This window comes from Actinomadura sp. NTSP31, assembly GCF_041951385.1.
Taxonomy (GTDB): Bacteria; Actinomycetota; Actinomycetes; order Streptosporangiales; family Streptosporangiaceae; genus Spirillospora; species Spirillospora napierensis.
Genome location: NZ_JBGNUT010000019.1, coordinates 121,662 through 139,977, shown reverse-complemented (window position 1 = coordinate 139,977; position 18,316 = coordinate 121,662). Strand labels below are relative to the sequence as shown.

18 protein-coding genes are annotated in these 18,316 nt (G+C 72.9%); 8 read left to right on the top strand and 10 right to left on the bottom strand.

The window, feature by feature from the left end; translation table 11 throughout:
• The first annotated feature begins 43 nt into the window (after positions 1-43).
• A complete protein-coding gene (locus tag ACA514_RS29550) occupies positions 44-880 on the top strand; it encodes an SDR family NAD(P)-dependent oxidoreductase (RefSeq protein ID WP_375044525.1) in 837 nt (278 codons plus the stop codon).
• A 58-nt stretch (positions 881-938) separates the two neighbouring features.
• On the opposite strand, the gene ACA514_RS29545 is transcribed toward ACA514_RS29550, so the two are convergent.
• Genes ACA514_RS29545 through ACA514_RS29530 form a run of 4 tightly spaced genes read right to left on the bottom strand, consistent with a single transcriptional unit; the run spans position 939 to position 5,786 of the window.
• Positions 939-2,123: an acyl-CoA dehydrogenase family protein gene (locus ACA514_RS29545; RefSeq protein ID WP_375044524.1), complete on the bottom strand. Its 1,185-nt coding sequence runs from the start codon at positions 2,121-2,123 to the stop codon at positions 939-941.
• A 20-nt stretch (positions 2,124-2,143) separates the two neighbouring features.
• Positions 2,144-3,169 (bottom strand): 2Fe-2S iron-sulfur cluster-binding protein, encoded by a 1,026-nt coding sequence (locus ACA514_RS29540; RefSeq protein WP_375044523.1) that lies wholly within the window; start codon positions 3,167-3,169, stop codon positions 2,144-2,146.
• Positions 3,166-4,863, bottom strand: a complete 1,698-nt coding sequence (locus ACA514_RS29535) for an FAD-binding protein (protein WP_375044522.1) — start codon at positions 4,861-4,863, stop codon at positions 3,166-3,168. The genes ACA514_RS29540 and ACA514_RS29535 overlap by 4 nt, the downstream gene beginning before the upstream one ends.
• 53 nt (positions 4,864-4,916) lie before the next feature.
• Positions 4,917-5,786 (bottom strand): alpha/beta fold hydrolase, encoded by an 870-nt coding sequence (locus ACA514_RS29530; protein WP_375044521.1) that lies wholly within the window; start codon positions 5,784-5,786, stop codon positions 4,917-4,919.
• 236 nt (positions 5,787-6,022) lie between these two features.
• On the opposite strand from ACA514_RS29530, the gene ACA514_RS29525 reads away from it, so the two are divergent.
• Positions 6,023-6,613 (top strand): flavin reductase family protein, encoded by a 591-nt coding sequence (locus tag ACA514_RS29525; RefSeq protein ID WP_375044520.1) that lies wholly within the window; start codon positions 6,023-6,025, stop codon positions 6,611-6,613.
• Between the two features lie 55 nt (positions 6,614-6,668).
• On the opposite strand, the gene ACA514_RS29520 is transcribed toward ACA514_RS29525, so the two are convergent.
• The gene (locus ACA514_RS29520) at positions 6,669-7,565 is read right to left on the bottom strand and encodes an IclR family transcriptional regulator (protein WP_375044519.1); all 897 of its coding nucleotides are present in this window, start codon (positions 7,563-7,565) and stop codon (positions 6,669-6,671) included.
• Between the two features lie 176 nt (positions 7,566-7,741).
• Here ACA514_RS29520 and ACA514_RS29515 point away from each other — a divergent pair, with 176 nt between their 5' ends.
• Positions 7,742-8,617, top strand: coding sequence for an LLM class F420-dependent oxidoreductase (locus ACA514_RS29515; protein WP_375044518.1), 876 nt, complete (start codon positions 7,742-7,744; stop codon positions 8,615-8,617).
• Positions 8,614-9,108 carry a nuclear transport factor 2 family protein gene (locus tag ACA514_RS29510; protein WP_375044517.1) on the top strand — a complete coding sequence of 165 codons (495 nt, stop codon included), beginning with the start codon at positions 8,614-8,616 and terminating at the stop codon, positions 9,106-9,108. The genes ACA514_RS29515 and ACA514_RS29510 overlap by 4 nt, the downstream gene beginning before the upstream one ends.
• A 48-nt stretch (positions 9,109-9,156) precedes the next feature.
• On the opposite strand, the gene ACA514_RS29505 is transcribed toward ACA514_RS29510, so the two are convergent.
• From ACA514_RS29505 to ACA514_RS29485, 5 genes are all read right to left on the bottom strand, one after another.
• Positions 9,157-10,209: a phosphotransferase gene (locus tag ACA514_RS29505; RefSeq protein WP_375044516.1), complete on the bottom strand. Its 1,053-nt coding sequence runs from the start codon at positions 10,207-10,209 to the stop codon at positions 9,157-9,159.
• Positions 10,206-11,186, bottom strand: a complete 981-nt coding sequence (locus ACA514_RS29500) for a hypothetical protein (protein ID WP_375044515.1) — start codon at positions 11,184-11,186, stop codon at positions 10,206-10,208. Before ACA514_RS29500 ends, ACA514_RS29505 begins: the two co-directional genes overlap by 4 nt.
• 162 nt (positions 11,187-11,348) lie before the next feature.
• Positions 11,349-12,440, bottom strand: a complete 1,092-nt coding sequence (locus ACA514_RS29495; RefSeq protein WP_375044514.1) for a hypothetical protein — start codon at positions 12,438-12,440, stop codon at positions 11,349-11,351.
• 116 nt (positions 12,441-12,556) lie between these two features.
• Positions 12,557-13,360 carry a maleylpyruvate isomerase family mycothiol-dependent enzyme gene (locus ACA514_RS29490; RefSeq protein WP_375044513.1) on the bottom strand — a complete coding sequence of 268 codons (804 nt, stop codon included), beginning with the start codon at positions 13,358-13,360 and terminating at the stop codon, positions 12,557-12,559.
• 103 nt (positions 13,361-13,463) lie between these two features.
• Positions 13,464-14,315 (bottom strand): SGNH/GDSL hydrolase family protein, encoded by an 852-nt coding sequence (locus tag ACA514_RS29485; protein ID WP_375044512.1) that lies wholly within the window; start codon positions 14,313-14,315, stop codon positions 13,464-13,466.
• A 100-nt stretch (positions 14,316-14,415) separates the two neighbouring features.
• Between ACA514_RS29485 and ACA514_RS29480 the strand changes: the two genes are divergently transcribed.
• The 4 genes from ACA514_RS29480 (at position 14,416) to ACA514_RS29465 (ending at position 18,276) form a co-directional block, all read left to right on the top strand.
• Positions 14,416-15,681 carry a PucR family transcriptional regulator gene (locus ACA514_RS29480; RefSeq protein ID WP_375044511.1) on the top strand — a complete coding sequence of 422 codons (1,266 nt, stop codon included), beginning with the start codon at positions 14,416-14,418 and terminating at the stop codon, positions 15,679-15,681.
• Between the two features lie 128 nt (positions 15,682-15,809).
• Positions 15,810-16,226: a hypothetical protein gene (locus ACA514_RS29475; protein WP_375044510.1), complete on the top strand. Its 417-nt coding sequence runs from the start codon at positions 15,810-15,812 to the stop codon at positions 16,224-16,226.
• Between the two features lie 2 nt (positions 16,227-16,228).
• Positions 16,229-17,446: a hypothetical protein gene (locus ACA514_RS29470; RefSeq protein ID WP_375044509.1), complete on the top strand. Its 1,218-nt coding sequence runs from the start codon at positions 16,229-16,231 to the stop codon at positions 17,444-17,446.
• A gap of 11 nt (positions 17,447-17,457) precedes the next feature.
• Positions 17,458-18,276 carry a hypothetical protein gene (locus ACA514_RS29465; protein ID WP_375044508.1) on the top strand — a complete coding sequence of 273 codons (819 nt, stop codon included), beginning with the start codon at positions 17,458-17,460 and terminating at the stop codon, positions 18,274-18,276.
• Positions 18,277-18,316: the final 40 nt, after the last annotated feature.

Genomic DNA, 18,316 nt, shown 5'->3' with positions numbered 1-18,316 from the left:
GCCGGATGTCATGCGCGAGGCGGAGCAGAGGACGGGAGATTCGATGACGGCGACGAGGCCGGTGGCGATGGTGACCGGGGCGAGCCGCGGGATCGGGCGGCGGACGGCGCTGGCGCTCGCCGGCGCCGGGTACGACGTCGCGTTCACGGCGCGGACCGTCGAGGAGGGGCAGGGCACGATCCCGCCGCGCTACGGGCACGCGGACGCGATCCCGGTGCCGGGCAGCCTGGCGCGGACGCGGGCGGAGATCGAGGCGCTCGGCGCGCGGGCGCTGCCCGTCCGGATGGACCTGCTCGACCGGGCGAGCGTGACGTCGGCCGCCGCGACCGTCCTGGACGCGTGGGGCCGCGTGGACGTGCTGGTCAACAACGCGGTGGCGCACATCGCGGGCACCCACGAGCGGTTCCTCGACCTGGACGCCGACGTCGCCGCGCAGGTCGTGACCGGCAACTACCTGAACCAGATCGCGCTGATCCAGGCGGTGCTGCCGGCGATGCTGGAGCGCGGCGGCGGGACGATCGTGAACCTGTGCTCGGGCTCGGCGACCAGCGACCCGCCGGGGCCGCCCGGCGAGGGCGGCTGGGGCGTGGCGTACGCGGCGTCCAAGGCGGCGTTCGGCCGGCTCGCGGGCGCGGTCAACGCCGAGTACCGCGGCCGCGGGATCCGCGCGTTCAACCTCGACCCCGGCTTCGTGATCACCGACGCGGGCGCGGCGCGCGGCGGCCTCACCACGCTCCAGGACGAGGGGTTCGAGGCGACGCCGGAGGAGGCGCCCGGCGCCGCCGTCGTCTGGCTCGTCACCTCTCCGGACGCCGACGCTCTCCTCGGCCGGGTGATCTGGACGCCGAAGCTCGTCGCCGACCAGCACCTGCTCCGTTGAGCCGCGGCGAGTCGTCGTCATGGACGCCGCCACGACGACGACTCGCCGCGAGCCGGCGTCAGATCATGGAGCGCATCGGGCCCTGCGGGGGCTCGATGTCCAGGTCGGTCAGCGCGGACACGTGGTAGACCGAGCCGGGGACGTGGATGGCGTGCGCGAGGCCGACGTGCGCGTCCCGCCAGAACCGCTGGATCGGGTTGTCCAGCCGCATCGCGTTGCCGCCCGACCGCACCACGATCTCGTTCATCGCCTGCGCCGCCCGCCACGCGGCGCGGACCTGGGTGCGGCGGCCCGCCGCCCGGTCGGCGAAGCTGATCTCCTCGCCGGCCGCGACCCGGTCGTACATCCGGGAGCAGTTGTCCAGCAGCGCGGTCCGGGACGCCTTGATCTCCTCGGCGGCCTCGCTGATCGCGTACAGCACGTACGGGTCGTCCTTGATCCGGGTGCCGGTGATCTGGACGCGGTTGCGCTGGTAGGCCAGGTGGTGGTGCAGCGCGCCCTCGGCGATGCCGATCACCGCGGCGGTGATGCCGAGCGGGAACACGCACGAGAACGGCATCAGGTAGGACGGGTTGGTCAGCCCCGCCTCGCGCGGCGCCGACCCGTCCACGACCTTGTCGTACCACAGCGTCCGGTACGACGGGACGAACGCGTCCTTGACGATGATGTCCTTGCTGCCGGTGCCCTTGAGGCCCGCGACGTCCCAGGAGTCCTGGACGATCTCGTAGTCCGAGCGCGGCAGGATCAGGTGCAGCGACCGCGGCGGCTGCGCCATCTTGCCCTCGTCGTCGCCGAGCATCCCGCCGAGGAAGATCCAGTCGCAGTGGTCGGTGCCGGAGGAGAACTGCCAGCGGCCGTTGAAGACGTAACCGCCGTCGACGGGCCGGGCGATGCCCATCGGCGCGTACGGGGACGCGATCCACGTGTCGGGGTCCTGGCCCCAGATCTCCTCGCGGACCTTCGGGTCGGCGTAGGCCATCTCCCACGGGTGGACGCCGACGATCCCGGCGACCCAGCCGGTCGAGCCGTCGAGGGAGGCGATGCCCATCACCGTCTCGGCGAACTCGCGCGGGTGCACCTCGAGGCCGCCGTGCGCGCGGGGCTGCAGCTGGCGGATCGCACCGGAGTCGCGCAGCGCCTTCGCGGCCTGGTCGTCGAGCCGGCCGAGCGACTCGTTCGACGGGCCGAGCGCGCGGATCTCCTCGGCCCGGTCCATCATCGCGTCGAGCACGGGGTTGGTCATCAAGTCCTCCGATGTGTCCGTCAGCCGTCGTAGCTGATCCTGAGCCGGTCGCTGACCGGCCTCGCCTGGCAGGCGAGGATGAGGCCGTCGGCGAGATCCTGCTCGTCGAGGACCGAGTTGGCGTCGAGCGCGACCTCGCCCTCCAGGGCCACGCAGGCGCAGGCGGAGCAGTTGCCCTCCCGGCAGGAGAACGGGGCGTCGACGCCGGCCCGCAGCAGCGCGTCCAGCAGCAGCTGCGACTTCGGCCACGGCACCGTCTGAGTCTCGCCGTCGATCTCCACCTCGATCTCGGCGACCCCGGCCTCGTCGGCCCCGGTCGGCGGCTCCGCGTCCCGCTCCTCGAACGGGTCGCCGGCCAGCGAGAAGAAGCGCTCGACGTTCACCCGCATGCCGAGGCCGGTCAGCGCGGCCTCCGCCATGTCCATGAACAGCCCGGGCCCGCACACGAACGCCTCGCGGCCGGTGAAGTGCCGGGCGAGGGAGTGGAACGCGGCGGGCGTCGGCAGGCCCTGCACCGACTCCAGCCAGTGCACGACCGTCAGCCGCTCGCCGTGCTCCTCGGTGAGGGCGCGCAGCTCCTCAGCGAAGATCACCGACCGTTCGTCGCGGTTGGCGTACAGCAGCGTGGCGGTGCCGGTGCCGCCCGCGAGGACCGACTTCAGGATCGACATCACCGGGGTGATGCCGCTGCCGCCCGCGACCAGCAGCAGGTCGGCGTCCAGCGAGTGCGGGGTGAACGTGCCGGCGGGGCGCAGCACCTCCAGCACGTCGCCGGCGGCGACGTTGTCGCAGATCCAGTTGGACCCGACCCCCTCGGCGACCCGCTTCACCGTCACCTTGAGCCGCTCGTCGCAGACCGGCGAGCTGCACAACGAGTACGAGCGCGCGACCCAGCCGTCCCCGGCGGGCACCCGGACCGTGAGGAACTGGCCGGGCCGGTAGGCGAACCGGTCCCCGTCCCCCTCCATCGGTTCCAGGACGAGCGAGTTCGCGTCGGGCGTCTCCCGGACGACCTCGACGACGCGCGCCTTGAGCGATGCGGTCATGCCCGTCCCGAAGCCTTCTCCCCGCCCGCCTTGCCGAGGCCGGCGGCGTGCCGCGCCGCGATGTAGCCGAACACGATGGACGGGCCGATCGTGGCGCCCGGCCCGGCGTACTCGTTGCCCATCACCGACGCGGACGTGTTGCCCGTCGCGTACAGGCCGCCGATGACCGAGCCGTCCTCGCGCAGCACGCGGGAGTGCTCGTCGCAGACCAGGCCGCCCTTGGTGCCGAGGTCCCCGACCTCCAGCCGGAACGCGTAGTACGGCGCGGTCTCCAGCACGTCCAGGTTCGGGTTCTTCAGGTTCGGGTCGCCGTAGTAGCGGTCGTAGGCGGAGTCGCCGCGGCCGAACTCGGGGTCCTTGCCGTCGCGGGCGTAGCCGTTGAACTTCTCGACGGTCTCCTCCAGCGCGTCCGCCGGGACACCGATCTTCTCGGCCAGCTCCCTGAGGGTGTCCGCCTTGAAGGCGATCCCCTTGTCGTAGAACGCCTTCGGGATGGGCGCGCCGGGCAGGATCTGCGCGAACGGGTAGCGGGCGCGGGACTTGGCGTCCATCACGAACCACGCCGGGACGTGCCCGCCCTCGAGCTGGTCGTGGACGAAGTTGACGTACGGCGCGGCCTCGTTGGTGAACCGCTTGCCGTCCCCGGACACGATGACCTGGCGCGGGATGGCCCGCTCGGACACCAGCGGGATCGTCGCGCCGAGCGGGTGCCGGACGGCCGGCATCCACCACGCGTCGTCCATCAGGTCGGTCGCGGCGCCGAGGCCCTCGCCGGCGCGGATGCCGTCGCCGGTGTTCTCGCGGGCGCCCATGGCGAAGTCCTCCTGGCCGCCCTTGGGCAGGTACTTGTCCCGCATGTCCTGGTTGTGGTCGAACCCGCCGGTCGCCAGCAGGACGCCGTTGCGGCCGCGGATCCGCAGCGTCCCGCCGTCGCGGGTCCGCGCGACGATCCCGACCACGCGGCCGTCGCCGTCGGTGACCAGCTCCGTCATCGCGGTCTTCAGCCGCAGCGGGATCCCGGCGTCCTTCAGCGCCATCCGCATCCGCGCGACGAGCGCCCGGCCGCCGGTCGCCATGTGCCGGCGGCGGACCAGGTTGGACGACACCCGCCACGCCGCGACCAGCGACGCGCGCCGGCCCGCCCACGTGCGCTTGGCCATCGCGAGGTCGTGGTAGTCCTTCGCGGTCACCCAGAGCCCGAGCGGGCCCTTCATGTTGTTCGGGCGCTGGTACTGCTCGTCCTCGCCGAGCTTGCGGGTGTCGAACGGCTTGGCCTCGATGGACCGGCCAAGCGGGCGCCCGCCCTCCAGCTCGGGGTGGTAGTCGGCGTAGCCCTTGGTCCAGAAGAACTGCATCCACCTGCTCCGGCAGATGAGTTCCATGGCGGCGGGGCCGTTGTCGACGTAGGCGTCCAGCCGGGCCGCCGGCACCTTCCCCTGGGTGAGCAGGTCGAGGTAGCGGCGGATCGACTCGCGGCTGTCGTCGTGGCCGCGCGCCTTCAGCGTCGGGTTGTTCGGGACCCAGATGCCGCCGCCGGACAGCGCCGTCGAGCCGCCGAACTTCTTGCCCTTCTCGATGATCAGTGGCTTCAGCCCGGCGTCGTGCGCGGTGAGCGCGGCGGCCATGCCGCCTCCCCCGCTGCCGACGATGACGAGGTCGTACTCCTCGTCCCAGCCGTCCTCCCCGCCGCTCATGCCCTGCTCTTCCGAGGGGGGACGACCCCCCGCGCCCCCCGGTTCGCTCGCGCTCATGCCTCGTCCTTCCGCGTCAGGAAGGCCAGCACGGCGCTCTCCCACGCCGCCTTCTGCTCGATCATCACCCAGTGCCCGCAGTTCGGGAAGATGTTCACCTGGACGTTCGGGATGGTCCGCATCGGGACGAGCATCATGTCGACGGGGCTGACCCGGTCGTCGCGTCCCCAGGTGATGAGGGTCTCGGCCCTCAGCTTGTGGAGCATCGCCCAGTAGGGCGGCTCGGGCGAGCGCGCCTGCATCTTGAAGCTCGCGGTCATCGCGGCCGTGGAGTACATGCGGCGCGCGGCGGCGAGGGTGTCGGGGTCGGTGGCCTGCTGCCAGCGCTCCTCGATCAGCTCCTCGGTGACCACCTTCGGGTCGAACACCATCGAGTGCAGCCACCGGACCAGGCCCTCGCGGGTCGGGTCGTCGGTGAACTCCATCAGCAGCTTGATGCCCTCGCCGGGGCCGGGGCTGAAGATGTTGCGGCCGAGCCCGCCGATGGTGACCAGCCGCCGCACCCGCTCGGGGTGCGCGAGCGCGGTCTGGGTGCCGACGATGCCGCCCATGGAGTTGCCGATCACGTCGACCTGCGCCAGGCCGAGGCCGTCCAGGAAGCGGACCACCGCGCCGGACGCGGCGGCCATCGGGTGCTCGTCGGTCGGGTCGCTCACACCGAAGCCGGGGAACTCCAGCACCAGGCAGCGGAAGTGCTCGGCGAACCGCGCGAGGTTGCCGCGGAAGTTGCGCCAGCCCGTCACGCCGGGGCCCGAGCCGTGCAGCATCAGCAGCGGCGGGCCGTCGCCGGCCTCGTGGTAGCGCAGGACGCCCTGGTCCGTGGCGAGTTCGCGCAGCGTCGACTCGTAAGTCAGCTCCGTGGGCATGTTCTCAGTCCTTCTGGGTGGCTTGCCGGAAACCTAACGGTCGTTTGGTCGGGACCGTCCAGTGGATTCCCGATCAGCGGGACGCCTCGCCGGGCCCCGCCGGAACCGCCCTCTTGACGGCCGGCGGGGCGCGGGCTTCCACTCATCGGGATCCGGTGGCGCGCGCGGCGCGGCGCGTGCCTACGGTCCCGTCCAACGAGACCGGCGACAGCGCCAGAGAGCCGCGAGGTGACTTCATGCCAGCAGAGCCAGCGCTCACCGCGGAGTCCGCGGAGCCCGCGGACTCCCCCGACCCCCTGGAGTTCCGGCGGGCGATGGCGGAGTTCGCCACCGGCGTCACCGTGGTGACCGCCGTCGACGGGGACGAGCCCGTCGGGTTCGCCTGCCAGTCGTTCGCGTCGGTGTCGCTGGACCCGCCGCTGATCCTGTTCTGCGCGGACCGGCGGGGCCGGTCGTGGCCGCGGATCCGCGCCGCCGGCCGGTTCTGCGTGAACGTCCTCGCCGAGGACCAGGCCGACCTGTGCGCGCGGTTCGGGTCGAGCCGCGGCCTGAAGTACGAGGGGCTCGACTGGGACCTGTCCCCGCACGGCACCCCGCAGCTGCGGGACGTCCTGCTGAACGTGCACGCGACCGTGCACGCCGTGCACGAGGCCGGCGACCACGACGTGGTGATCGGCCGGGTGCTGTCGGTCCGGGTGCACGAGGCGCCCGGCGGGGTGTGGCGCCGCCCGATGCTGTTCTTCCGCAGCCGGTTCGGCGTGCACCCGCCCGACGTGCCGTTCGCCCCCGACCCGTGGGGCGAGGGCGACCGCTGGGGCTGGGGCTGAGGCCGCGGCCGGCGGCGGACCCGGGACGCGGCCGGTCGGCGCGGTCACATCCGGGTCACATCCAGTCGCCGCGGCCGTCCACGGCGAGCAGCCGGTTCATCGTCGCGGCGGACCAGGTGTGCTCCGGGACCGGGCGGTCGGCGTGCGGGCGCCGGGTGCGGCTCCCGGCGCGTCCCGCCGACGCGGCGCCGGGGAACAGCACCTGCGCGGTCTCGCGGGCGGCGGTGACCACCAGCGGCGCGACGTTCTCCAGCGGCGTGTGGATGTCGCCGACCAGGGAGATCCCGGCGACCGGGCCCTCGGCGCCGCGGACCGCGGCGGCCACGCAGGCGATGCCGGGGAACGACTCGCCGCGCTCGAACGCCAGGCCGCGGCGCTGCCGGACGCGGTGCAGCTCCTGGTGCAGGGTGCCGAGCTCGCCGATGGTGCGGCTGGTCAGCCGGGTGATGGCGGTGCCGAGCAGCGCGTCGACCTGCTCGGGCTCCAGCCAGGCGAGCATCGCCTTGCCGAGCGCCGTCGAGTGCGCGGGGACGCGCCCGCCGACCCGGGACGGCACGGACGCGGCGAGGCGCCCGCCGAGCTTGTCCAGGTAGAAGACCTCGGCGCCGTCCAGCACGGCCAGGTGCGCGACGAGCCCGGTGGTGACCTGCAGCTCGTGCAGGTACGGCGCGGCGGCCTCGCGGATCTTGCCGTGCCCGCCGTCCTGCCCGCCGAGGCCGAGCGCCCGCTGGCCGAGGCCGTAGCCGAAGGAGTGGTGGGCGAGCCAGCGCTGCCGGACGAGCTGGTCGAGGATCCGGTGCGCGGTGGAGCGCGGCAGCCCGGTGCGGCGGGCCACGTCCTCCAGGGTGAGCCGGGCGGAGGGCCCGTTGAAGGCGTCGAGGATGAGCGTCATCCGCTCGATCATCGAGGGCGGCGCATCGCGCCGCACGGGCGCGTCCAGGGTCTCGGTCATCGCACCTCCCGGGAACACGACTGAAATGAATTCTTGTTGAGTGGAATCTAGCAAGTCGAGGCGCCGACCGGAAGGGGTAGCGTCAGGCCAGGTCACACCTGACCACACGGCACGCCCCCGGATCCTGGACGGTCCCCGGACGGCGAGTAGAACGTTTTCTTTCGAGAGGGGACGCGATGCGAGTCGGCATCGTCACGCCGGTGGTGGCCCAGCCGCCGCCCGGGCACGCCGGATGGGAGCGGGACGCCGGCGCCGAGGACGTCGGGCGGATCGCCGAGGCCGCCGACCGGCTCGGCTACCACCATCTGACCTGCAGCGAGCACGTCGCGGTGCCGGTCGAGGCCGCCGAGCGGCGCGGCGGCGTGTACTGGGACCCGCTCGCCACCTTCGGCTACCTCGCCGCCCGCACCGCCCGGATCCGGCTGGCCACGCAGGTGCTGGTGCTCGGCTACCACCACCCGCTCGCGATCGCCAAGCGGTACGGCACCCTCGACCGGATCAGCGGCGGCCGGCTCACGCTCGGGCTCGGCGTCGGCAGCCTGGAGGAGGAGTTCGACCTGCTCGGCGCCCCGTTCGCCGGACGCGGCGCGCGCGCCGACGACGCCATCGCGGCACTGCGGGCGTCCCTGTCGCGGCGGGTGCCGGAGTACCACGGCGAGCACTACGACTTCTCCGGCCTGGTCGTCGAGCCGCACGCCGTGCAGGAGCACGTCCCGTTCTGGATCGGCGGCCGGACGGCGCGCTCGCTGCGCCGGGCGCTCGCCGCCGACGGGTGGGTGCCGTTCGGGCTGCCCCTCACCGAGCTCGCCGGGATGCTCGCCGACGCGGACCTGCCGGACGGCTTCGACGTCGTGCTCGGGCCGTCCCGTCCGCTAGACCCGATCGGGGACGCCGAGGGCGCGGGCAAGGCCCTCGTCCGGCTGCGCGAGGCGGGCGCGACGATCGCCGGCGTCCGCATCACGGCGGAGTCGGCCGCCCACTACTGCGAGCAGCTCGCCGCCCTCCGCGACCTCGCCGGCCCCTGCGGCCTCACCTTCGGAGACGCCCTGTGACCGATGTCGAGACCCGCCTGGCGGCCCTGGAGGACCGCGTCCGCGCGCTGGAGGACGAGCAGGAGATCACCCGGCTGATCCTGTCGTACGGGCCGCTGGTCGACAGCGGGTGCGCCGAGGCCGTCGCCGGGTTGTGGGACGAGGACGGCGTCTACGACGTGGACGAGATCATGATGGACGGCCGTCCCGCGATCGACGCGATGGTCCGGTCCGCCGGCCACCAGCGGTGGATCGCGGGCGGCTGCGCGCACTTCGTCGGGCCGCCGCACGTCACCGTCTCCGGCGACACGGCCACCGCCGTCGGCTACACGCTGATGATCGTGAACCGGGAGGACGGGTTCGCGCTGCGCCGTGCCACCGCCAACCACTGGACGCTGCACCGCACGTCCGGCGGCTGGAGCGTCACCAACCGGACGAACCGCGTCCTGGACGGCCGCGCCGAGTCCCCCGACCTGCTCGCCTCGCACTTCCCGGACGCCGAGCGCGCCTGAACTGGCACCGCCGTGGCGCCCCCGGACGCGGGGCGCCACGGCGGGCGGTCACAGCAGCGACGCGGCGTCGAGGTCGAGGGCGTGGTGGGCGTGCCGCGCGGTCATCGTGCAGAACATCTCGTCGCCCCGGTCGGTGCGTTCGACCAGCATCGACGCGCCGATGGCCATGACGATGCCCTGGAAGGCGTGCCGCCGGTAGCCGTCCCAGCACTCGTCCCAGGACACCCGCACGCCGCGTCCGGTGAGGGCGGCGTGGTAGCGGCGGACGAGCGCGCGCTCGTGCGCGCGGCGCGCCTCGACGGGCAGGCTGGAGCCGAGGAAGTACGCCAGGTCGGCGGCGCCCGGCCCGTAGGCGCAGGTCTGCCAGTCCAGGACGACCGGGCGCGGCCCGCCGAACAGCAGGTTGTCGGCGCGGAAGTCGCCGTGCATGAGCGTGGACGCGCCGTCCCGCGCGGCGAGGTAGCCGCCCATCGACGGCAGGAAGTCCTCGATCAGGCCGATGACCTCGGGTTCCAGCCGTTCCGCGTACCGCTCCTTGAAGCCCTCGTACAGGCCCGCGACCATCGCGGTGGTGAACTCGGCGGCCTCGGCGCTGTGCCGGTTCAGCCACGGCAGCGCGGCGAGTTCCGGATCGTTCCACCCGGCGGCGTGCAGCGCGGCCATCTCGTCGACCGCGGCGGCGGCCTCGTCCGGCGAGACGCCCGCGAGCTGGTCGCCCGGCCGCGCGGGCGCGAGGTCCTGAAGCAGGACGACGTACTCGTCCTTCTCGGGCTCGTAGGCGGAGAAGTAGCAGGCGGGCACGCTGGCGTCGAGCCCGCCCGCGATGCCCGCGTAGAAGCTCGCCTCCACCTCGTAGGTGCGGATCGCGCGGGCCGCCGCGCGGCTCGCCTCGTCCGCCGCGGGCACCTTCGCGATCATCGTCGCGGGCAGCGCGACCCGGCCGTCGTAGGTGAGGCTCAGGCGCAGGCTGTCGGAGACCTGGCCGGTGCCGACGGGCTCGGCCGCGACGGCGGTGACCGCCGCGCCGCCGAGGTCGCGCGCGAGCGCCTCGGTCAGCCAGCCGGCGGTCAGCCCGGCGCCGCCGGCGACCGGCCCGGTCACTGCGCGCCGCCTTCCGCGAGGTAGGACCAGCCGTGGTCCTGCCAGCCGGGCGGCTGGTGCCATTCGGTCCAGCCGTGCCCGGTGCGGCCGTCCTCGGCGTCGAAGCGGCAGAGCGCGCGCGGGAAGTGCGCCGTCCGGCCGTCCGGCGAGACGACGGCGACGGGCGCGAACGCGATCGGCGTCGCGGTCATCGGGGCGCCCGGCACCCGCAGGTGCGACGACGCGGGCAGCTCGTCGGCACCGAAGCGGGTCTCGGCGGAGAAGCCGTCGCGGTGCTCGATCTCGCCGCCCGGCGGCACCGCGAACGACGGCCACGGGATCGCGAACCCGATGTTGGCCTGCATGCAGTGGAAGAACGCGCCGTCGTCGAGCCGCCCGGACGACCAGAGCCACGACGTCTTCCACCAGTCGCGCTCGCCCCAGCTGTGGTCGCGCTCGCCGGGCGCGTCGACGGCGATCGTCTCGCCGCCGACCGTCACCGTGCCGGAGACCGTGCACGGGATCTCGTAGCGCGGGATGTCCTTATAGGGGTAGACGCCGCTGACGGTGTCCCATCGCAGGTCGAAGGCCAGGCGCGTCGTCTCCGCCCCGGACGTGTCGCCGTAGGCGGCGGTGGGGTCGGGCAGGATCACGGCCTCGCCGTCCAGCCCGATCTCCGCGGGGCCGAACGGCTCGGCGATGCGTTGCGTGGCGTCATAGGTGCCGGTGCGGACGTCGGTGGTGCCCGGCTTCGGCAGCGGCGCGTCGTTGTCGGCGATCAGGACGAGCGGACGGTCCTTGCCGGTGACGCACGCCCAGTACCAGGCGCGGTCCCAGTTCGGGTACAGGCCGAGCCGGACGTACCCGGCGACGGACCCGTCCGGTGCGGCGAAGTCGAAGTAGTAGGACTCGTTCCACAGCACCTCGGGCCCGGGCGCGTGCAACCGCTCGTCCGCGGGCGCCAACTGCCAGGTGCCATGCTCGATGATCTTCGCCATGGGGGGTGCTCCTCCGGGGTGGGACGGCGCGCGGTCGGCGGAACCGCCGGTAACCGAGTGTTCATGACGACCGAATCCCGTTCAAGAGGATCTTCACCCCGAGTGCCGCCGGACCGGACCGCCCCGCCGCCCGGACGGCGGGGCCGGTCCGGCCGGGTGCGGTCAGCGGAACCGGTCGATCAGCAACCGGTCGCCCGCGCCCGGTCCGACACCCCAGACCGACTGCGTGCGGCCGACCTGCGCGACGTCGTAGACCTGCGGCCAGCCGCCCAGGTCGTTGGCGGGACGCGGCACGTCCGTCCAGGTCGTGCCGTCGAAGTGCCGGTAGTAGGCGGTGCGGCTGTCCTGGAGCCAGATGCCGCCGCGCCCGTCGGAGGCGATGTCGCCGAGGAACCCGACGTCCTGGGCATAGGTGCTGACCTTCGCGGACGGTGAGGGCGTCTTGGTCACGGTGAACGCGGTGCCGTCCCAGTGGACGAGGTCCGGGCCGGAGAAGAGCGGGTCCTGCGGGATCGTGTAGAACCACACGTCCTTCGGCGACAGCGCGACTATCTGCAGCACCCAGTGCGGCCAGTTGTCTGGAATATCCATCTGGGTCCAGCTCGTCCCGTCGTAGTGCCACAGACCGTCGGCGGACGTCGAGGTCGCGCCGCCGACCCAGACGTCCTTCGGCGTGCGCGCGGCCAGCGCGTCCACGATCCCCCTGTCCGGGAGCGCGAACCCCTTGTCCGCCCAGGCGCCGCCGGAGCGGCGGTAGACGGCGGCGCCGCTGCCGTCGGCGTTGGAGCCGATCGACCAGGCCTTGCCCCGGGAGTCGACCGAGACCGCCATCGGCAGCGGCCGCGGGTAGTCGACGGCCTTCCACGCGCCGCCGTTCCAGTGCAGCGCCTTCGCCGAGGTGTCACCGCCGCCCTGGCCCACGGCCCACACGTTGGACGGGCCGCCGGACGCGACGTCCACCAGCTCGGGCGCGGTCCCCGCGGGCGCGGCCTGCGGTGTCCAGGCGCCGTTCCGGTAGCTCAGGATCAGCGGGGCCGACGAGGACGACTGCGTGCCGACGGCCCAGGCGTGCCCGCGGTCGGGCGCCGTCACCCCGTAGAGCGCCGGAGCGGTCAGACCGGTGATCTCGGTGGCGGTCCAGGTGCCGGGCGGGGCGTCGGCCAGCGCGGTGCCGGCCGTCCCGGCGGCGGCGGCAGTGACGACGACGGCGGCGAGGGCGAGTGGCGCGGTACGGCGGGCGACAGCGGTTCTCACGGACGGTCTCCTCCCGTGCAGGGAACACGATCATGCCAGCATTCACTGGCATGATCGAGTTGTAAAGCCGTCCCGGCCGCCCGTGGCCGGAACCGGCTACCGCCCGGCGGCGCGCCTCACGGGGTCAGGGACATCCCGGCCAGCACCCGGTTCGCGAGCTCCGCATCCCCCTTCACCTGGGACTTCACCGCGTCCGGGCCGCAGCGTCCGGCGGTCAGGCGCACGTAGCCCTCCCAGTCCATGTCGAGCTCGGCCGTCGCGGCGTCCGGCACCTCCCCGGCGAACGCGCCGCGCCCGCCGCCGTCCACCACCACGGCCACCCGGTGCTCGACCGGCCCGGTGATCCGGAACAGCACCGACTGCCCCGGCTCCGCCCCCGCCTTGCGCGCGACGACGAGCGGCAGCCCCTTGGCGAGGATGTCCCAGAAGCAGGCCGCCGCCGGCGCGTCCAGATTGCCCGGACGGCCCACCGCGCGCCGCACGTCCTGCTCGTGCGTCCAGCAGTCCATCGCCCGGAACTTCACGAACAGCTCGTACGTGCCCTCCTTGCCGTTCGGCAGCATGGTCCGCTCGCCGGGGTCGATGCCCGGCAGCTGGGCGAGGCGGCGCTCCAGCACGTCCGCCAACTCAGCGGCGACCTGCGGCCCGGGGACGGACCGCCGCGCGTGCACACCGGCCTCCAGGAACCGCCCGAAGTCGTTGCGGACATGGGCGAACTCGGGGACCTCGACCTCGGGAGGCGGGTCGCCGAGCAGCGACGCCTCCACCGAGACCAGGTGGGCGAACTGGTCCTTGACCGTCCATCCCGGGCAGTCGGTCGGGCGGTCCCACTCGGCGGCGCCCAGCGTCGCCGCCAGCGCGAGCGAGGAGCGGACCGTCTGCTCGAACGCGGCGACATGGGCGCGCATCTCGTCGTTCATCCCGGCGTCCTTCATCAGGGGGGAGTGAGGCGCCCTCAATGTACCGACCGGGCCCGGACGCACCCGGGCGCCGTCCCTGCCGATGAGGGACGGCGCCCGGATCCTATGCCGCGTCGATCGTGGTTCGGATGACGGTGGCGTAGGCGGCCTCGCCCGACGCGTTCGGATGCAGCGGGGCGGCGGCGTGCACGGGGACGTAACCCTCGAGCCAGCGCTGGGACGCCGACTGGCACGAGTCGTGGCCTGCGCTCGGCGTGACCAGGTCGATGTAGGTGTCGCCGTGCGCGACCGTCTGCCGCTTGATGACCGCGTTCATGGCGTTGACGGAGCCCTGCAGGAAGTTCGCGTCGGTGGACAGGACGGGCTGGACCGGCCAGCAGCCGTTCGGCTTGATGTAGAGGCCGTAGCCGGTGACGACGATCCGCGCGTTCGGGGACCGCTGCCGGATGCCGTCGAGCACCGCCGACAGCTTCGGCTCGAAGTCGGCGGTGCGCTGCGCGACCTGCGCCTCGTACTCGCCCTTGCACGGCGTCGCCGTCGGGTCGAGCGTCGCGCAGTTCTGCGCGACGCCGACCAGCCCGACGTCGTTGCCGCCGATGGTCAGCGTGACCAGGGTCGTGTTCGCGGTCAGCGCGTCGAACTGCGGCGGGACGGTCCCGGTGTCGACGCCCGCGACGCTCGTGCTCTGCGACCCCGTCATGTGCTTGGTGGACGCGCCGCTGCACGTCACGTCCTTCAGGTTCAGGTTCATCGCCGAGGCCAGGTCGTGCGCGTAGTTGCGGGTGGACCGGCCGCACCCGAGGTTGCCGGTGATGTCCGGGATGAGCGGCCCGGACGCCATCGAGTCGCCGAGCGCGACGTACTCCCCCGTGGCCGCGTGCGCGGGCGCGGCCACCGCCAGGGCCGCGCCCATGGTGAGGATCGAGCCGACAACGCCACCGAGCAGACGCTTCATCAGAACTCCTCCTGGCCGTCATGGACGATGTCGCCGTGATCGTCCAGACTTTTGACACACCGTTCAATTGGTGCGGGCGCAGAGTTTCCCGGGAGCCGTTGTGCCGGAGGACAACAAGGGGCCGCTGAGCACGGCCGCGCCGCCTTCGCGGGCGGCCGGGCGGGCGTTGCGCATGGGCGGGCGTCCGCTGGCCGCGCATCTGCGGGCCCGGGCGCCGGAGCTGACCCGGCGCGTCCTGGCCCGGCTGCTGGACGAGCTGCCCGTCTACGCCGAGCTGCCGCAGGAGGAGATCGCCGGGGACATCGCCGGGATCGTCCAGCACAGCCTCCGCCAGTTCGCGGACGTGCTGGAGCGCCGCCGCCCCGCCGGCGCGGAGGAGTTCGGCCGGCAGCGCGACTCGGCCGCGCTGCGCGCCGAGGAGGGCGTGCCGCTGGAGGCGGTCCTCACCGCGTACCGGATCGGCGCGGCGATGGCCTGGGACGAGCTGGCCGCCGGCGCGCTGCCGTCCGACCTGCGGGACCTGCAGGAGGCGCTCGGCTACTTCGTCGACTTCCAGGCGCGGCTGGCCACCGCCGTCAGCGGCTCCTACCTGGAGGTCCGGCAGGTCCTGGACAGCCAGGAGCACGGCGGGCGGCACGCGCTGATGACGGCGCTGCTCGCCGGGGAACCGCTGGAGAGCATCGTCCGCCGGACCGGCCTGCGCCCCGCCGCCCGGTACGCCGTGCTGACGCTCGCGTTCGCCCCGACGCCGGACGAGCGCGGCGCCGGGCAGCGCGCCCGCGTCGCCGCCCGCCGCAAGATCCGCCGCGTCCGGACGGTGCTGGACCGGTTCGCCGGCGAGCCCGCCCTCACCGCGCTGGACGCCGCCGGCGGGACGGCGCTGCTGCCGTTCGCGGCGCCGCCGTCCTGGGACCTGGTGCACGACGTCGTCGCGCAGGCCGGGAAGGCCGCCGACACCCGTGTCACCGCGGCGGCGGAGATCACCGGGCCGTCCGGCATCCCCGCCGCCGTCACCCAGACGGCCGAGATCGTCGACCTGGTGCGCGGGTCGGGCCGGCCGCCCGGCCTGTACCGGCTCGCCGACGTCCTGCTGGACTACCAGCTCAGCCGGCCGAGCGGCGCGCTGGCCGCGCTGGCCGGGCTGCTGGAGCCGCTCGACCGCAAGCCCGAGCTGCTGCACACGCTGCGCCGCTACCTGGCCGACGACCTGGACCGCCGCGCCACCGCGGCGGCCCTGCACGTCCACCCGAACACGGTCGCCTACCGGGTCCGCCGGATCTGCGAGCTGACCGGCCTGGACCCGGCCCGCCCGGCCGATCTGCAACTGCTGAACGCGGCCCTGGTCGCGCGCCGCTCCCTCGCCTAGGACCTCCTCCGGCGCTCCGGGCCCGCAGAGCCACTCGCCGCATCCGGCCAGCCCGGAACCACAGGACCACGCACAGCGTCAGCCAGAAAGGACAGTTCTCCCGATACCTGCCCGAAAGGCCCCTCCCGGTGACGACCGAGATCGGCAAGCTCATCAACACCAAGGTCCCCGCCCGCCCCACCGCTCCCCCGGCCGACCCACCACCCCCCGGCGGCGGCCACGAACTCCGGGTCTTCCCCAAAGAGATCAAAAAGCTGGCTCCGGAAGCCCGAGAGGCCGAAGGCGACATCCGGTCCGCCGCGCACAAGATGGTCCCCGAGTCCGACCAGGCGGCGCGCGGCCTCGGTCCGGAGTGGTCCACCTCAGCGAAGATCACGGAGCTCACGGCGAGTTGGGAGGCCGCGCTCAACAAGCTCGCGGCGCAGATCGGTGAGGTGGGACCCAAACTGTCGGCGACAGCCGACAACCACCTGCTCGCGGAGACACGGAGCAGGCAGGCGGTCCAGGCCGTCACCCGTGCGGCCGGCGCGATGACGGGCGGCTGACGATGGTGACCTTCGCCGCGCTCCGCGACGCCCGGCTGGACTCGGTGGCGGAGGCCACCGAAGCCTGGAAGGCCCTCGCCGCACGCATCGATCATTCGGACACCACCGTCCGGGAGTTACAGCAGAGGGTCCGGATGTACTGGAAGGGGAACGACGCGGAGGCGGCCAACGCACAGATGCAGACGCTGCACGAGAAGACGCGCGGCGCCTACCTGGCCGTCAGCGGAATCAGCCGCGTCCTGGAGGCGGCGCACCAGCGCCTCTCATCCGCCCAGACCGCCCTCCGCCAGGCCATCGAGAGCGCCGGCGAACTGCACATCCAGGTCGGAGACGACGGCTCGCTGCGCTTTCCCCCCGCCGACGGTCCCACCACGGTCGCCGAGCAGACGCTGATGCAGCAACACGGCAAGGCCGTCCAGACCCGCATGCGGTCCGCGCTCCAGTCGGCCGCCGATGCCGACAGAAGGATCACCGAGGCGCTGGCGACCCTGACGCCGGAAGTCCTGGAGATCGGGGCTGCGGGCCTGGATCCGCGGCAGCTCGCCTACCGGGCGGTGTGGATGGCCAATCCTCACGACGTCGAAGGACGCCGTTCCCTCGCCGACATCATGAAGCTTTACCAGGTGGAGAAAGACCCGCAGGGCATGACGGAATATCCGGACGGCTGGCTCGAATGGGTGGCGAAGCGGTTCGGCCATGATCCGCAAACGGTCACCATGAGCGAGAAGGAGATGCTCGATGACCTTTTCCACAAGGAGGGAATGAAGGGGCTGAGCGAGTTCCAGCATGATCGCAGCTCCGCCACCGAAGGTCCACCGAAATGGCTGCCCGAAGGTCGCTTCGACGGCCACGGCGATGCTTGGCGGCACGCGTACTGGAACGCCCTCATGACCCGCGACTTCGGTGAGGAGTGGACGCGGAAGTTCGCCGTCTCCCACGAGCGCACCTCCCTGCACAACCCCGGCCCGCGCGAAGCCATGGACCTGTACAACAACGAGGTCGGGCGGCAGATCGCGCTGCGGTACCCGGACGCCACCGACGAGGAGCTCGCCGCGCACATCAGGGAGGCGGTCGACGGCGGGAGGATGGTCGTCGTCGGGCCTGACGGGCAGCTCAACTGGAGCGACCGCGTCCCCAGAGGCCACTCGATGCCGGAACCGAGCGTCAACAAGCTGCCCGAGTTCGGCCCGGGGCGGCCGCCGTCCGAGGTCGGACGGTGATAGCGAAGCCGATGCGCGACCGTGGGGCCGCCGTGTTCGCCGTCGCGCTGCTGTGCTGCGGCCTGGCGGCCTGCGCTCCCCGGCCCTGGGAGGAGGCCATCGACGACCGGGCGACCGCCAAGGTGGCCGCGCTCCTGAACCGGACCTCCCGGACGCACCCCGAGTTTCCCGGCGTCCCGATGCGAACCGTTACCCCCTTCTCCTGGGACCGCCTGTTCGCCTTCGGCCCGGGCGCCAGCGGACGGGACGTGCGCACCAGGACGGGCTTCACCTTCATGCCGGACGGGCGGGAGCTCGACGAGGACAATCATCTCCTCGTCTTCGCCCGTGGAACCACCCTGGCCAAGGTCGTCCGGCTCGCGTTCAACACGGACCACCCACTGCACTACGACAGCGGCAGGGAGTACCCGGCCGACTCGTATCTCGTCGACCCCGACGGGAGCGGCATAATGAGGTTGAGCCGGCCCAGCGAGTTTCGCCGTCTCTTCGACACCGCCGCACGGGACGTCTTCATCAAGAAGGCCGACGGTCTCGATGACGGAGACCATGTCGCCATCGGCGACCTCGGCTTCTCCTGGGATCGCATGCGGGTGATCGAGCCGTCCGATCTGAAGAGGAAGACCGGGATCTCCTACCCGAAGGATGTCTACCGGCCGCTCGACAACGGCCTTATGGTCTTCGCCTACAAAGGTCGCACCGTGCGGATCGTCGAGATGAACGATTTGGACTTCGATAAGGAGGCCCGAGTGGCCTGGCGCGGCCGGAGGTGGAGTTCGCGGGTTCAGATCACTCGGGACGCCCACGGAAGGCTCGATCTGCGCGAGCCCTGACCGGGGCCGGCCGCACCGGGTAGGTGGGGCAGGCCCGGGG

Bases quoted from the DNA above. Each gene is read 5' to 3' on its own strand.
- ACA514_RS29550 (WP_375044525.1), top strand. From the start codon at position 44: ATGACGGCGACGAGGCCGGTGGCGATGGTGACCGGGGCGAGCCGCGGG.
- ACA514_RS29515 (WP_375044518.1), top strand. From the start codon at position 7,742: ATGCGAGTCGGCATCGTCACGCCGGTGGTGGCCCAGCCGCCGCCCGGG.
- ACA514_RS29490 (WP_375044513.1), bottom strand. From the start codon at position 13,360: ATGAACGACGAGATGCGCGCCCATGTCGCCGCGTTCGAGCAGACGGTC.
- ACA514_RS29470 (WP_375044509.1), top strand. From the start codon at position 16,229: ATGGTGACCTTCGCCGCGCTCCGCGACGCCCGGCTGGACTCGGTGGCG.
- ACA514_RS29485 (WP_375044512.1), bottom strand. From the start codon at position 14,315: ATGAAGCGTCTGCTCGGTGGCGTTGTCGGCTCGATCCTCACCATGGGC.
- ACA514_RS29530 (WP_375044521.1), bottom strand. From the start codon at position 5,786: ATGCCCACGGAGCTGACTTACGAGTCGACGCTGCGCGAACTCGCCACG.
- ACA514_RS29545 (WP_375044524.1), bottom strand. From the start codon at position 2,123: ATGACCAACCCCGTGCTCGACGCGATGATGGACCGGGCCGAGGAGATC.
- ACA514_RS29535 (WP_375044522.1), bottom strand. From the start codon at position 4,863: ATGAGCGGCGGGGAGGACGGCTGGGACGAGGAGTACGACCTCGTCATC.
- ACA514_RS29500 (WP_375044515.1), bottom strand. From the start codon at position 11,186: ATGGCGAAGATCATCGAGCATGGCACCTGGCAGTTGGCGCCCGCGGAC.
- ACA514_RS29520 (WP_375044519.1), bottom strand. From the start codon at position 7,565: ATGACCGAGACCCTGGACGCGCCCGTGCGGCGCGATGCGCCGCCCTCG.
- ACA514_RS29525 (WP_375044520.1), top strand. From the start codon at position 6,023: ATGCCAGCAGAGCCAGCGCTCACCGCGGAGTCCGCGGAGCCCGCGGAC.
- ACA514_RS29465 (WP_375044508.1), top strand. From the start codon at position 17,458: ATGCGCGACCGTGGGGCCGCCGTGTTCGCCGTCGCGCTGCTGTGCTGC.
- ACA514_RS29540 (WP_375044523.1), bottom strand. From the start codon at position 3,169: ATGACCGCATCGCTCAAGGCGCGCGTCGTCGAGGTCGTCCGGGAGACG.